A 13,491-nucleotide genomic window follows, 5' to 3' on the forward strand; every position below is an offset into this window, starting at 1 on the left:
TCCTGAAGGGCGGTCAAACCGCGTGCGCGGCCTGACCGACAGGCAAGGGGAACAGCTTGTCATATGCGATATTGAATACAAACGCATAGACCAGATAGAAGACGACAATCGCTATATCCATCACAAGCGCGGCTACCAGCGAAATTCCCAGATACCACGCGATGAACGGGATCAGGAGCACGACCAACCCGCCCTCGAAGAGGATCGCGTGCAGCACCCGGACAATCATGCTCTTGCTGACGCTGCCGGTGAAGCGCAGCATCGCCTTGTCGAAGCCCAGATTGAACAGAAAATTCCACACGGTCGCGGTGGTAGCCGAAACAATGCCGATGACGCCCATCTCTGCCGCAGGCTTGTCCAGAATGAAGGCCGAACCGGGTATGAAGATCGCCAGACCGATGATTTCAAACATCATTGCATGGCGGACACGGTCCATAAAACTGCGCATTTCCTTTAATCCCTGTTGTTAACGGGCGTGCTTCTATCTTATTCTGGCGATAAGAAAAGTTAGATATTATCTGGATTTCAGATAGATGAGCATTGAACTGGAGCAACTCGAAGCTTTTGTGGCCTCCGCGGACCACGGCTCGTTCTCGGCTGCCGCACGGCACCTGCGCAAGGCGCAGTCCGCAATCAGCACGCTGGTTTCCTCGCTGGAAGACGATCTCGACGTCAAGCTGTTCAGCCGGGCTTCCCGCAATCCGATGCTGACGGAGGCCGGAGCGCGGCTGTTGCCGGAAGCGCGCCTGCTGCTTGCCCGGCGGGAGCACCTGGTTTCAGTCGCCAGAAATTTCGGCGATCACGTTGAAACCCGTCTCGTCGTCGCGATAGACGAGCTTTATCCTGAGCCCGCCATCGCCACGCTGTTTGCCGCTTTCGCGCAGGAATTTCCGCATGTCGAGCTGGAACTGAAATTCCCGCCTTCGACCGCGATAAGCGGGCTTGTGCTGGACGGAAAGGCGGACCTCGGGGTCATGTGGCGCGCCGAACAGATGCCGGATGAACTTGGCTTCCATACAATCGGCTGGGTGCCTCTGGTGCTGGTCTGCGGACGCACGCACCCGCTGGCGCAAACAGCGGTCAGTTGGGAAGATCTGCGTTCGTTTCGCCAGATCATGGCGCGAAAGCACAGCGATACGGCTGAAAGCCAGCGCCTGCGGGTCGGCGCGGATGTTTGGTGGGTGGAAAGCCACTGGGTCATCCTGCAAATTCTCACGCGAGGGATCGGCTGGGCGTTCATTCCCGAACATATACTGAAGGACTCGCCGCTGGCGCCGGAACTCGTCATTCCCCGGTTACAGTTCGACGAGGGCGCACATCCGGTCGCCTTGGAACTGATCTGGAACAAGCGGCGGCGACGGGGGCCTGCCGCCCAGTGGCTGCAGCAACGTTTTGCAAAGAGCCGTTTCTGAGCTTCGATAATGAAGTGCCAAGGGCAGGGATCATCCCTGCCCAAGCGCGATAGCGTGCAATGGAGCATGCCTCATTGGGTCTTGAGGGACAGCCAGCGGGTTGCGTGCACGTTCGTCAGATTGTCGCTATAACCTTCGACCCGTTCCGATACGAGCGCTTGCGACAAGGGGTAGAGCAGGGGAATGACCGGCACTTCTTTCAACAGGATGCGCTCGGCCTCGGCAAGCGTTTCCGCCCGCGCCTTGGCGTCGGTCATGGTTTCCGACCGGGTGATGAGGGCATCGTAATCCTTGTTCGACCAGTCGGATATATTGAAGGAATTGCCGGTGGTGAACAGGCTCAGGAAGGAATAGGGATCGTTGTAATCACCAATCCACGCCTGATAGGCAAAATCATACATGCCCTTTTCGTGCAAATAGTTGAAATAGGTCGTGCTTTCGACTTCATCCTGCGACGCCTCTATGCCGATATTCTTGAGCATGTCGGCAATGGCGATCATTGAGTTCTTGTTATTGATCGAGGTGGCATAACGCAGCTTGACCGAAAGGCTGCCCGGCGTGACGCCTGCCTCCGCCAGCAATTGTCTCGCCCTGTCTTCGCGATCAAGAATATCCTGGTCCTTATATTCCAGACGTGGCACATCCGCGACATAGTTTTGGGTGCCGGGAGGCACCATCGAATAGCCGGGCACCATCATTCCGCGCCTGATTTCACTGGCCAGAAAATTGCGATCGATTGCCATCGAGATGGCCTGACGCACCCGTGGATCGCGCAACTTGCCATCCGGTTCGCCTTTGACGCTGACAAAATAGATGCCGAAATAGGGGGCGACGCGCAGATTCTTTCCCAGATTTGCCTTGATATAGTCCATCTGCTCGGCAGCAACCGTGCCACAAATCTGTAACTCGCCGGCTTCAAAGCGGCGCATGCACGAGGCAGGCTCCTCAAACGGAACCCAGTTCACCACATCGATCCTGACGCTTCCGGCATCCCAGAAATACGGGTTCTTTTTCATGACGATCTGGGCGTTCGGCGTGAAGCTCACCAATGTGTAGGCACCGTTCGACACCATGTTTCCGGCCATGGTGAACTTGTCGCCGTATTTCTCGACCGCTTTCCGGTTGAGCGGCAAGGCCGTTTGATGGGCCAGTATGGGAAGGAAATAAGGGGTGGGGGAGGCCAGTGTGATTTTCAGCGTATGATCGTCCAGCGCCTGGACGCCCAGCTGATCGACCGGCAGTTTGCCCGTATTGATTTCCCGCGCATTTTTGATCGGATAGAGGATGCTGGCGTAACCAGCACCGGTTTTCGGGTCCATGATGCGGCGTAACGAATATTCGAAATCTCCAGCCGTGACCGGGTCGCCACTCGACCATTTCGCGTTTTCCCGCAGGCGGAACGTATAGGTCAGTCCATCGGACGAAATATCCCAGGACTGCGCAACGCCGGGTATCAGCTCTCCCTTGCCGTCTTCCGTGACGAGCCCTTCGTAAAGATCACGCAGCAGGGCGCCTTCCTGCGCCGTTGTTGTCCGATGCTGATCCAGCGATGACGGATCGCTGCCGCTGTCGCGGTTAAGCACGATTTCAGCCGATGCGGCACCAGCCAAGGAAAGCCAGCAAGCGCTTGCAAGAACGAAACGTAGATACATGAAACCCTCCCAATGACAAAGCGGCCCCAAGGGCCGCGAGAATAAGTAACTGTATCCGTTCAGTGTCAGGCTTACTATTTTAAGTAATTACCCCCGCTTTATTGCCACTTCCTCTCCAATAACGTGCAACTAATTGTGCGATACAATTAATGTAATACAACTTGCGATTAGAGAAAAATATTCCTTTCATCTATCATTCTCACGGATCGTAAGACGAAGCAAATCTTTGACAATAACTTTTTAAATATTTGTGAGGGGAAATGAGATTTACTTTATTATCGATGAGTTCCATTGCGACTCTGAGCAGCCTTTCCGTGGCATATGGTGCGGACAACATAGTCGCACCCGAGCCGGACGCAGCACAATATGTCAGGGTCTGCGATACCTATGGCGCTGGGTATTTCTACATACCCGGCACCGAAACCTGCCTGCGGGTGCATGGCTATGTCCGCTATCTCATGCAGGGCGGCGATGATGTCTATGGCCGCGGCTTTACCGACAAGGACGGTGCGCCATATCTGCAACGCTCCACCAAGCGCGACACCTGGGATATTTCCACACGCTTCACGCTTCGCGCCAGCACAGCATCCGAGACGGAGTTGGGTACGCTCAAAACCTATGCGGAAACCCGTTTCGAATGGAGCAATGGCGCGGATTCCAGCTCCACCGGGTCGTTGCGCGTTGCATATGTGGATTTGGGCGGGCTGCGTGTCGGTCTTGATTATTCGGTCTTCACATCTTTCGTCGGCTATCTTGGCGACGTCTTCAACGACGATGTTATCCCGGCTGGCGGCGCACGCACAGCCGCGATCAGTTATACCTATACCGGCAAAGATGGCTGGTCGGCTGTCCTGGCGCTCGAACAGGGCAACAATAAGGACACCGATCATGATTACGGCTATGACGGCACCATAAGCGACTACGCCCCGCATGTCGTTGGCGGCGTGAAATACTCCAAGGACTGGGGCGCCATCATCGCAGTCGCCGCCTATGATGCCCGCAACGAAGAATGGGCGGGCAAGCTGCGCGGCAATCTCAACATTACCGACAAGCTGTCCCTTTGGGCCATGGGAGCCTACAAGTCCAACAAGGACAGCTATATGGACGTCAAGGGCGAGGACGGACAGGTCGCGGGGCAGGTTCGCGCGATCAACAGTTTCTACGGCCAATGGGGTGGCGATTGGGCCGTCTGGGGCGGCGGCGCCTACAAGATGTCCAACAAGACCGTATTCAATGCCGAGCTTTCCTATGACGGCGTGAATACGTTCTACACGACCGCAAATGTCGCTTACGAAATGGTTCCGGGCTTCACGGTCACGCCGGAGATTTCTTATGTGCGGTGGCGCGACAAGAAGTCGGTCCTCAACGGGACAGACGCCTGGCAAGGCTTGATCATGCTGCAGCGGACATTCTGATGAGAGAGGAAGCGCCTGAAAAGGCGCTTCTTTCTTTGCGGGAGCAGGCCTGAGGGCCTCAGTGTAAATCAGATAATATGTATTATGGAACTATCCGATGTGAAGCGATGGACCCATCGCGATAGTGGTGGATATCGTCCCGGATGCGCGACGGCGATAAACGGCAGGATGCAGATTATAACAGGATCGCCGCTGAAACTGTGCATGTAAATTTCCAGCGAATCGAGCTGTTTTCAAGTGCATTCCAACTGACATTCAAATGTCGGAAATCGCGGGAAATGCGGCGTTTTCTGGGCACATCCAGATGGCGTTCCGGCTTTGTAAATCCGATGAAAACCCGTGACCCCGTACCAGAAGTTAAGCGCGCGAATTACTCAAAAAATTGTGAATATATTAATTAAGTCAAAGTGTTGATAAGTTCTCTTGCAAGTGGCGATCTTATAAATAAGATGCGGGGCATTTCAAAAATTTCAAAGGAGGGGTTCTCACATGTATCGTAAATTTCTACTGACAGGTGTATGTCTTCTGGCGCTGGCCGGTGCTGCTTCAGCCGAAGCCGTTCTCAATCGCGGCAACGACACCGACCCGGCGACGCTGGACCATCACCGCACCTCGACTGTGTCCGAAGGCAATGTTCTGCGCGACCTTTATGACGGCCTGACCATTCAGGACGCCAAGGGCGAGGCAATTCCCGGTGTGGCGAAATCCTGGGATATTTCCGAAGACGGCACGGTCTACACCTTCCATCTGCGCGACAATGCGAAATGGTCGAACGGCGACCCGGTTACCGCCGGCGATTTCCAGTTCACCTTCCGCCGCCTGATGGACCCGAAGACAGCCGCCGGTTATGCCAGCATGCTGTTCGTCATCAAGAATGCCGAAGACATTGCCGGCGGCAAGAAGCCGACCGACCAGCTCGGCGTCGAAGCCGTCGACGATCATACGCTCAAGGTGACCTTGAACTCCCCTGCTCCGTATTTCCTTGAGCTTCTGACCCACCAGACCGGCTTCCCGCTGCACCAGAAGAGCGTCGAGGCCAATGGCGACAAGTTCACCACGCCCGGCAAGATGGTGACGAACGGCGCCTATATGCTGGAAAGCTTCACCCCGAACGACAAGATCGTGATGAAGAAGAACCCGCATTACTACGAAGCGGATCAGGTGAAGATCGATACGATCAACTGGATACCGTTCGAGGACCGCGCAAGCTGCATGCGCCGTTTCGAGGCGAAGGAAGTGCAGATCTGCTCCGACGTTCCGGCCGAGCAGATGGACTATGTGAAGAAGAACCTTTCCAAGGAATTCCGCCTGGCGCCTTATCTCGGCGTCTACTATCTGCCGGTGAAGGGCAAGACCGCCGACAGCAAGCTGAAGGACCCGCGCGTCCGTCAGGCCATTTCGCTGGCCATTGACCGTGATTTCATCGCCGATCAGGTCTGGCAGGGCACGATGCTGCCGGGCTATTCGATGGTTCCTCCCCATATCGCCAATTATGTTGAGGATGCGCCAAGGCTGAAATATTCCGACGATATGCTGGAGCGTGAAGACAAGGCCAAGGAACTGTTGAAGGAAGCAGGCGTCGAACCGAATACGCTCTCGGTCGAACTGCGTTATAACACCTCGGAAAACAACAAGAACACCATGGCTGCCATCGCCGACCAGCTTGGCAATATCGGCATCAAGGCTTCGCTCAACGAAACCGAAGGCGCGACCTATTTCAACTACATGCGTGACGATGGTCCGTTCGATATTGCCCGTGCTGCCTGGATCGGCGACTACAACGATCCGCAGAACTTCCTCTACATCAGCCAGAGCGACGTGAGCTTCAACTATTCAAAGGTGAAGAACGCCGATTATGATGCGTTGATGGAAAAGGCGGCAAAAACCCTTGATCTCAAGGAACGCGCCAAGACGCTTGCCGAAGCCGAACAGCTGAAGCTCGATGAACTGAGCAATATTCCGATCCTCTATTATTCATCGCGCGCCCTTGTTTCGGACAAGGTCGAGGGTTGGACCGACAACCTGATGGATGTCCACAAGACGCGCTGGCTTTCCTTAAAACAATAAATTTTCAGCTTGGGCTGCGCTTATCGGCGCGGCCCATTTTTCTTCCGGCAGATCCGGAGGGCCCTTTTGCGGGGCAAACATTTTGTAAAAAAGTATATGGGAGTTTTTCATGGTTCGCGGAATTTTGATGACAGGCGTTTGCCTGATGGCGCTGGCAGGTGCCGCATCGGCAGAAACAGTGCTCAACCGGGGCAACGATACCGATCCCGCCACGCTGGACCAGCAACACACGACCACAGTTTCGGAAAACCGTGTCCTGCGCGACCTTTATGAAGGTCTGCTTGTGCAAAATGAGAAGGGCGAGGCCATTCCCGGCGCCGCATCCTCATGGGACATCTCCGAAGACGGCCTCATCTACACGTTCCACATGCGTGAGAACGCCAAGTGGTCGAATGGCGACCCCGTCACCGCTGGCGATTTCGAGTTCACTTTCCACCGCATCATGGACCCGAAAACCGCCGCGGGATATGCCAGCGTCCTATATGCCATCAAGAATGCCGAGGAAGTCGCTACCGGCAAGATGCCGCTGGACCAGTTGGGCGTGAAGGCGCTTGACGACAAAACATTGCAGATCACGCTCAAGAACCCTGCCCCTTATTTTCTGGAACTGCTCACCCACCAGACCGGTTTTCCGCTCAACCGGAAAGCGGTCGAGAAGTTCGGGGACAAGTTCACCCTGCCCGGCAATCTCGTAACCAATGGCGCCTATACGCTTGTCAGCTTCAATCCCAATGATAAGATTTCCATGAAGAAGAACCCCAACTACTGGGATGCTTCCAATGTGAAGATCGATGCAGCGAACTGGATACCGTTTGAAGACCGTGCAAGCTGCATGCGCCGTTTTGAAGCGAAGGAAGTCGATATCTGTTCCGATGTTCCGGCCGAGCAGATGGACTATGTGAAGAAGAACCTGAGCGGCCAGTTCCGCCTCGCCCCCTATCTCGGGATCTATTATATCGACATCAAGGGCGAGCCGTCGAGTAAGCTGCGCGATCCGCGTGTGCGCCGGGCCATTTCCATGGCTATCGATCGTGATTTCCTCGCCGATGAAGTCTGGCGCGGCGTCATGCTCCCAGCCAGTTCCATGGTGCCGCCCGGCATCGTGAATTACGTGAAGGACGCTCCGAAGCTGGATTTCGCCGATGCGGACGTTCTGGACCGTGAGGACAAGGCCAAAACGCTGCTGAAGGAAGCCGGTGTCGAGCCCGGAAGCCTTTCGGTGACCTTGCGCTACAACACTTCGGAAAACCACAAGAATACCATGGCGGCCATCGCCAATATGCTGGGCAATATCGGTATCAAGGCCACGCTCAACGAGGTCGAGGGTACGACCTTCTACAACTACCTTCAGGAAAAGGGGATGTTCGACATTACCCGCGACGGTTGGATCGGCGATTACAATGATCCGAATTCGTTCCTGGAGCTTTATACCACCGGCAATTATTTCAATTACGCCGAATGGTCGAACAAGGATTACGACGCGCTGATGGCGAAATCCGCCACGACGACCAATCTCGCTGACCGGGCAAACATTCTCGCAGACGCAGAGAAAATCCTCCTCAGCGAGGGGTCGGTCGTTCCGCTGATGTATTATTCGTCCACCGCGCTCGTTGCCGACCGTGTTCAGGGTTATGAAAACAACCTTATGAATTCGCACGGCACCCGCTGGCTATCCTTGAAGAACTGAAAACACAACAAAAACAAGGCCCAAGAAGCATTTTCCAGTCAAAGGCGCGAAGCGGTTTTGCATAAGGAAAATGCATAAAACAAAGAGTTTGGGATTTGCCGGACCGCTGCACGGCGGTTCGGCAAAGAAGGGAAAAGAACATGCTGGGCTATACGCTCCGACGATTGGGTAGTGCGATACCCACGATATTCATCATCATCACGCTGACATTCTTTGCGATCCGGCTGGCACCCGGCGGACCTTTCGACCTTGAAAGGCCCATCGACCCCCTGATCCTGGAAAACCTCAAGAAGGCCTATAATATGGATGCGCCGCTGTGGCAGCAGTATCTGATTTATCTGGGCAATCTTTTGCATGGCGATCTTGGACCGAGCTTCACGCGCCGCGACTTCTCCGTGAATGATCTTTTCGCTTCCGGCCTGCCGGTATCGATCGTTCTCGGCACGCTTGGCCTGACGCTTGCGGCAATCATCGGAACGTTTCTCGGCACGCTTGCAGCCCTGAAGCAGAACTCGACCATCGACTATTTCGTCGTGGCGCTCGCCACATTCGGCATCACCACGCCGAACTTCGTCGTGGCCCCTCTTCTCAGCCTTCTGTTCGGTGTCATCCTCGGCTGGGTTCCGGCGGGCGGCTGGTCCTCGGCCAATATAACCTACTGGATATTGCCGGTCCTTACCCTGGCACTGCCGCAGGTGGGCGTCATTGCGCGTCTCGTGCGTGGCGCAACGATCGAGGCGCTGCGCGCCAACCACGTTCGGACGGCGCGCGCCTATGGCCTGCCTTCCCGCGTGGTTGTCGGCGTGCACGCCTTGCGCGCCGCCATGCTTCCCGCCGTTTCCTATCTCGGCCCCACCGCCGCCGGCCTTCTCACCGGTTCGGTCGTGGTCGAGACGATCTTCGGCATCCCCGGCATCGGTCGTTACTTCGTGCAGGGCGCGCTCAGCCGCGATTACACCCTCGTCATGGGAACCGTTGTCGTCATTTCGATCTTCATCGTGGTTTTCAACCTGATCGTCGATCTTCTCTATGCATGGCTTGATCCGAGGGTTCGCTATGACTGATCTTTCCGTTCCGACCGAAACAGCCCGGCTGGAAGTTCCAAGCCGCTCCCTCTGGCAGGATGCATGGCTGCGCCTGCGCAAGAACAGGGCCGCCGCGGCGAGCGCCATCGCCCTTCTCGTGATGGCTTTTCTGGGCGTGTTCGGCCCCATGCTGAGCCCGCATCCCTATGACAAGATCTATCCGCAGTTCGTGCGCGTGGCTCCGAGCCTCGAAGCCTATCCGCGCGCGGATACGATCATGCCGGGCCTTGAACGCGAACTGGCCCGTGCACGGCTGAAAGCCGCTGGCGAACCGGAATTGACCGGCAACAATGTCGTTGTCAATTTCACCTCACAGCGCCCGACAGATGACCGCGTGCTGCGTTATTTCCAGCGTTCCGACCTGTTCAGCAATCCCAAGATCGATATCGCGTCCGATGGGTTGTCGGGCAAGCTCACCCTCGACGTGACGCGCAACTATTTCCTGCTCGGCACCGATAATCTGGGCCGCGATCTGATGACCCGCATCTTCGTCGGCGTTCGCATGTCGCTCGCCATCGGCCTGCTGGCTTCCGCCATGTCGCTGATCCTCGGCGTGTCCTTTGGTGCCATCTCCGGCTATCTGGGCGGGCGCATCGACAATGTGATGATGCGGTTTGTCGATATCATCTATTCGCTGCCCTTCATCTTCTTCGTCATATTGATGCTCGTCTTCTTCGGGCGATCCATTTTCATCATCTTCATCGCCATCGGCGCGACGGAATGGCTGGATATGGCGCGCATCGTGCGCGGGCAGACATTGAGCCTCAAACGGCAGGAATTCGTGCAGGCGGCGGAAGCGCTCGGCGCGACACGCAGCGGCGTCATTACCCGCCACATCATCCCGAATGCGCTGGGCCCCGTCATCGTTTTCGTGACGCTGCTGGTGCCCAAGGCTATCCTGCTCGAAAGTCTCCTTTCCTTCCTCGGTCTCGGCGTTCAGGACCCCCTCACCTCTCTGGGGTTGCTGATTTCCGAAGGTGCCCAGAACATGCGCGGCGCCAGCTGGCTATTGATCTGGCCTGCCATCACGCTGACCACAATCCTGTTTGCGCTGAACTTCCTTGGCGACGGCCTGCGCGACAGCCTTGACCCGAAGGATCGCTGAGATGACAAGTGAAAACATTCTGAGCGTGCGCGACCTGAAGGTCACTTTCGACACGCATGATGGCCCGGTCGAAGCCGTGCGCGGCATCAATCTCGATGTCAAAGCGGGTGAGACGATCGCAATCGTGGGAGAATCCGGTTCGGGCAAGAGCCAGACGACGATGGCGATGATGGGCCTTCTCGCCCAGAACGGCAGGGCTACCGGCCAGGCGCTCTATCGCGGGCAGGATCTGATCGGCATGCCCGAAAAGAAGCTCAACACCATCCGCGGCGCAAAGATCACCATGATCTTTCAGGAGCCCATGACATCGCTCGATCCGCTTTACCGCATCGGGGACCAGCTTGCAGAGCCGCTCCGCTATCATCGCGGGTTGAGCAAGAAGGATGCGCGCCCGCGCATTCTCGAACTGCTCAGGCTCGTCGGCATTCCCGAACCGGAACGCCGCATCGACAGCTATCCCTATGAACTGTCGGGCGGCCAGCGCCAGCGCGTCATGATCGCCATGGCGCTCGCCAACGAGCCGGATATCCTGATCGCCGACGAACCGACGACCGCGCTCGACGTCACCATTCAAGCGCAGATTCTCGACCTTCTGGCCAATCTGCAGAAGCGGCTTGGAATGGCGGTGGTTTTCATCACGCATGATCTCGGCATCGTGCGGCGCTTTGCCGACCGGGTTTACGTGATGCGCTCCGGCGAAGTGGTCGAAACGAACGAGACGGAAAAGCTATTCACCGCGCCCGAGCACGCCTATACGAAGATGCTGCTCAACGCCGAGCCGGAAGGCGAAAAAGCCCCTCCCCGCGATGATGCGCCGGTTCTCATTCGCGCCGATAATGTGAAGGTCAATTTTCTCATCAGCAAGCCGTGGCTTGGCGCCGCCAACTACCTCACAGCCGTCAACAATGTCTCGCTGACGCTGAAGCAGGGCCAGACCATCGGCATTGTGGGCGAATCCGGTTCGGGCAAGTCCACGCTGGGGCGCGCCATCCTGCGGCTGATAGCCTCCGAGGGCCGCATCGCCTATCTCGGGCAGGAATTGCCGCACGAGCCGCAAGCAATGCGCCCCAAGCGCCGTGAATTGCAGCTCGTCTTTCAGGACCCGTTCGGCTCGCTGAGCCCGCGCATGACGGTCGGACGCATCATTACCGAGGGGCTTCTGATCCACGAACCGAACCTTTCGGCAAAGGAACGCGACCGCCGCGCGCAGGAGGCGCTGAAGGAAGTCGGCCTCGATCCGGCCATGCGCAACCGCTATCCGCACGAGTTTTCAGGCGGCCAGCGCCAGCGCATCGCCATTGCGCGCACGATGATCCTGAAACCGCGCGTCATCGTGCTCGATGAGCCGACAAGTGCGCTCGACCGTTCGGTCCAGAAGCAGATCGTCACGCTTCTGCGCGACCTGCAAAAGGACCATGGACTGTCCTATCTCTTCATCAGCCACGACATGGCGGTCGTGCGCGCCGTCTCGGACTATGTGATCGTGATGAAGAACGGCAAGATCGTCGAACAGGGCGACACCGAACAGGTCTTCGACCGCCCGCGCGAAGACTATACCAGGGCCTTGATGGCGGCGGCGCTCAGCGAAGAACGCTTCGGCACATGACGAGCCAGAGGAAATGGGCCTGAAATTCAGGCCCATTTTCATTGCTGACCAGAGGGTTCAGGCGACGCTGTGCAGTTCGGTGCATACCTTGTTGCGTCCCAGATGCTTGGCGCGATAAAGCGCGGCATCCGCCCGGTGGAACACGGTCAGGAAATCACGGTCTCCCGGCGTACAGAATGCGATGCCCGCACTGGTCGTCGTGGAAAAATCTCCGGCCAGAGCTTCAAAAACTGTCGCCGCGAAGGCCTTGCGGATCGCATCCGCCATGGCGAGAACCTCGCTGTTCTGCTTCTGCCGCAGGACCAGGACGAATTCCTCGCCGCCGACACGGGAAATCAGCGCCTCGCATCTGACATGGCTGCGCAGGACATTGGAAAAGGTTCCAAGCACCTCATCGCCGATGATGTGGCCCGTGCGTATCGTTGATCGACTTGAACGCATCGAGGTCGAAGATCACGACGGAATCCCCGAGCTGCAATTCATTGTCGGTCAGCACATCGTAAAGGGCGCGCCTGTTCAGCAAACCGGTCAGGCTGTCGGTGCGCGCATCATTGGCATGGCGGCGCGCAATACGCGACTGGGTGAAATTCAGCGACAGGGCGCCCATGCCCGTAATCCCGATGATGGCCGTTATCGCATTGATATTTTCAGCCCAGTTGCTGGGAATGGCGGTCATCACCCATTGCCGTTCATAAAGGATCACGGCACCGCACAGAAAGAACGAGATCGCCGTCAGGACATAAAGCGCGATCATGCCTGTCACGGGCACCGGCGCCTCGCGATAGACATGGAAATATTCCTTCGCGGTCAGCAGGAGCAACAGGGCCGATGTCAGGTTGAAAATTGCCGTGCCGGTGCCCGTCTGTCCCGCCAGGATCGGCAGCACCGTCGCGCTGATGACGGCAATCGCCAGAACGATCAAAAAGCGGCTGCGAACCGCACGGCCCGAAATCTGCCGCGAACCGAGGATCAGCAGTATGAAGCCAAGGCTTTCGAGGGTGAAGGCAATGATGGAGGCCGTGGCCAGCGGCAACGGACCGGCATAATAAAGCACCGCCCCCGTGCCGAGCAGGATCATGCCAAGGCAACCCCATAACAGGAAGCTGTCGCGGGAGTTCTGGTACCAGACACTCAGGATCGTCAGGGCCACTGCCAGGGAGCAGATACCCGCCGCAAAAAACAGAGTATTCTCGTCAAAACCCAAGGATGCGTTCCCCCAACCGCAAGATGCTGCCCGACAGAGTGTAATTCAGCTCTTTGTAATAAGCGATAAGCAATGTGCCTGTGCGTCTCTCCTGGCAGCCCTTGTCATTTCAGGCGCCATTTCCATCAAATTGACAGGGTCCTGCCCCTAAACCCCAGAAGCTGAAAACTTTTTTATTCCGGCCACTTGAACGGCCGTGGCGGCTTACTAAATCGACGCCGTCACACTAACATTTTCGTTCGATCAAATGGAGGTTCT

At 56.8% G+C, this 13,491-nt stretch carries 11 protein-coding genes; 7 read left to right on the forward strand and 4 right to left on the reverse strand.

Translation table 11 applies throughout. The features are described 5' to 3' along the window. Positions 1 to 13: 13 nt before the first annotated feature. Complete coding sequence (locus OINT_RS15675) at positions 14 to 448, reverse strand: PACE efflux transporter (protein ID WP_006468856.1); 435 nt, start codon at positions 446 to 448, stop codon at positions 14 to 16. A gap of 85 nt (positions 449 to 533) precedes the next feature. Between OINT_RS15675 and OINT_RS15680 the strand changes: the two genes are divergently transcribed. Next, positions 534 to 1,412, forward strand: a complete 879-nt coding sequence (locus OINT_RS15680) for a LysR family transcriptional regulator (protein ID WP_006468857.1) — start codon at positions 534 to 536, stop codon at positions 1,410 to 1,412. A 71-nt stretch (positions 1,413 to 1,483) separates the two neighbouring features. Here the strand turns inward: OINT_RS15680 and OINT_RS15685 are convergent, their stop codons facing one another. Beyond that, positions 1,484 to 3,064 carry a peptide ABC transporter substrate-binding protein gene (locus OINT_RS15685; RefSeq protein ID WP_006471023.1) on the reverse strand — a complete coding sequence of 527 codons (1,581 nt, stop codon included), beginning with the start codon at positions 3,062 to 3,064 and terminating at the stop codon, positions 1,484 to 1,486. A 260-nt stretch (positions 3,065 to 3,324) separates the two neighbouring features. Here OINT_RS15685 and OINT_RS15690 point away from each other — a divergent pair, with 260 nt between their 5' ends. The 6 genes from OINT_RS15690 (at position 3,325) to OINT_RS15715 (ending at position 12,029) form a co-directional block, all read left to right on the forward strand. Further along, positions 3,325 to 4,479, forward strand: coding sequence for a porin (locus tag OINT_RS15690; protein ID WP_006468859.1), 1,155 nt, complete (start codon positions 3,325 to 3,327; stop codon positions 4,477 to 4,479). Positions 4,480 to 4,968: 489 nt separating this feature from the next. Next, entirely contained in the window at positions 4,969 to 6,546 is a 1,578-nt protein-coding gene (locus OINT_RS15695) for a peptide ABC transporter substrate-binding protein (protein WP_006468861.1), read from the forward strand. A gap of 109 nt (positions 6,547 to 6,655) precedes the next feature. Beyond that, positions 6,656 to 8,233 (forward strand): peptide ABC transporter substrate-binding protein, encoded by a 1,578-nt coding sequence (locus OINT_RS15700; protein WP_006468862.1) that lies wholly within the window; start codon positions 6,656 to 6,658, stop codon positions 8,231 to 8,233. A gap of 140 nt (positions 8,234 to 8,373) precedes the next feature. Then, positions 8,374 to 9,297 (forward strand): ABC transporter permease, encoded by a 924-nt coding sequence (locus tag OINT_RS15705; protein WP_021586012.1) that lies wholly within the window; start codon positions 8,374 to 8,376, stop codon positions 9,295 to 9,297. Beyond that, the gene (locus tag OINT_RS15710) at positions 9,290 to 10,423 is read left to right on the forward strand and encodes an ABC transporter permease (protein ID WP_006471342.1); all 1,134 of its coding nucleotides are present in this window, start codon (positions 9,290 to 9,292) and stop codon (positions 10,421 to 10,423) included. The genes OINT_RS15705 and OINT_RS15710 overlap by 8 nt, the downstream gene beginning before the upstream one ends. A gap of 1 nt (position 10,424) precedes the next feature. After that, positions 10,425 to 12,029: an ABC transporter ATP-binding protein gene (locus OINT_RS15715; RefSeq protein ID WP_006471343.1), complete on the forward strand. Its 1,605-nt coding sequence runs from the start codon at positions 10,425 to 10,427 to the stop codon at positions 12,027 to 12,029. A gap of 57 nt (positions 12,030 to 12,086) precedes the next feature. Here the strand turns inward: OINT_RS15715 and OINT_RS24120 are convergent, their stop codons facing one another. Together OINT_RS24120 and OINT_RS15720 are read right to left on the reverse strand one after the other, a co-directional pair. After that, the gene (locus OINT_RS24120) at positions 12,087 to 12,470 is read right to left on the reverse strand and encodes a GGDEF domain-containing protein (RefSeq protein ID WP_235691675.1); all 384 of its coding nucleotides are present in this window, start codon (positions 12,468 to 12,470) and stop codon (positions 12,087 to 12,089) included. Next, complete coding sequence (locus OINT_RS15720; protein ID WP_006468867.1) at positions 12,421 to 13,233, reverse strand: GGDEF domain-containing protein; 813 nt, start codon at positions 13,231 to 13,233, stop codon at positions 12,421 to 12,423. The genes OINT_RS24120 and OINT_RS15720 overlap by 50 nt, the downstream gene beginning before the upstream one ends. Positions 13,234 to 13,491: the final 258 nt, after the last annotated feature.

The sequence above is a fragment of the Brucella intermedia LMG 3301 genome, from assembly GCF_000182645.1.
In the GTDB taxonomy this organism is placed as follows: Bacteria; Pseudomonadota; Alphaproteobacteria; order Rhizobiales; family Rhizobiaceae; genus Brucella; species Brucella intermedia.

Coding starts and splice junctions, on each gene's coding strand:
- OINT_RS15675 (WP_006468856.1), bottom strand. CDS start 448: ATGCGCAGTTTTATGGACCGTGTCCGCCATGCAATGATGTTTGAAATC.
- OINT_RS15680 (WP_006468857.1), top strand. CDS start 534: ATGAGCATTGAACTGGAGCAACTCGAAGCTTTTGTGGCCTCCGCGGAC.
- OINT_RS15685 (WP_006471023.1), bottom strand. CDS start 3,064: ATGTATCTACGTTTCGTTCTTGCAAGCGCTTGCTGGCTTTCCTTGGCT.
- OINT_RS15690 (WP_006468859.1), top strand. CDS start 3,325: ATGAGATTTACTTTATTATCGATGAGTTCCATTGCGACTCTGAGCAGC.
- OINT_RS15695 (WP_006468861.1), top strand. CDS start 4,969: ATGTATCGTAAATTTCTACTGACAGGTGTATGTCTTCTGGCGCTGGCC.
- OINT_RS15700 (WP_006468862.1), top strand. CDS start 6,656: ATGGTTCGCGGAATTTTGATGACAGGCGTTTGCCTGATGGCGCTGGCA.
- OINT_RS15705 (WP_021586012.1), top strand. CDS start 8,374: ATGCTGGGCTATACGCTCCGACGATTGGGTAGTGCGATACCCACGATA.
- OINT_RS15710 (WP_006471342.1), top strand. CDS start 9,290: ATGACTGATCTTTCCGTTCCGACCGAAACAGCCCGGCTGGAAGTTCCA.
- OINT_RS15715 (WP_006471343.1), top strand. CDS start 10,425: ATGACAAGTGAAAACATTCTGAGCGTGCGCGACCTGAAGGTCACTTTC.
- OINT_RS24120 (WP_235691675.1), bottom strand. CDS start 12,470: ATGCGTTCAAGTCGATCAACGATACGCACGGGCCACATCATCGGCGAT.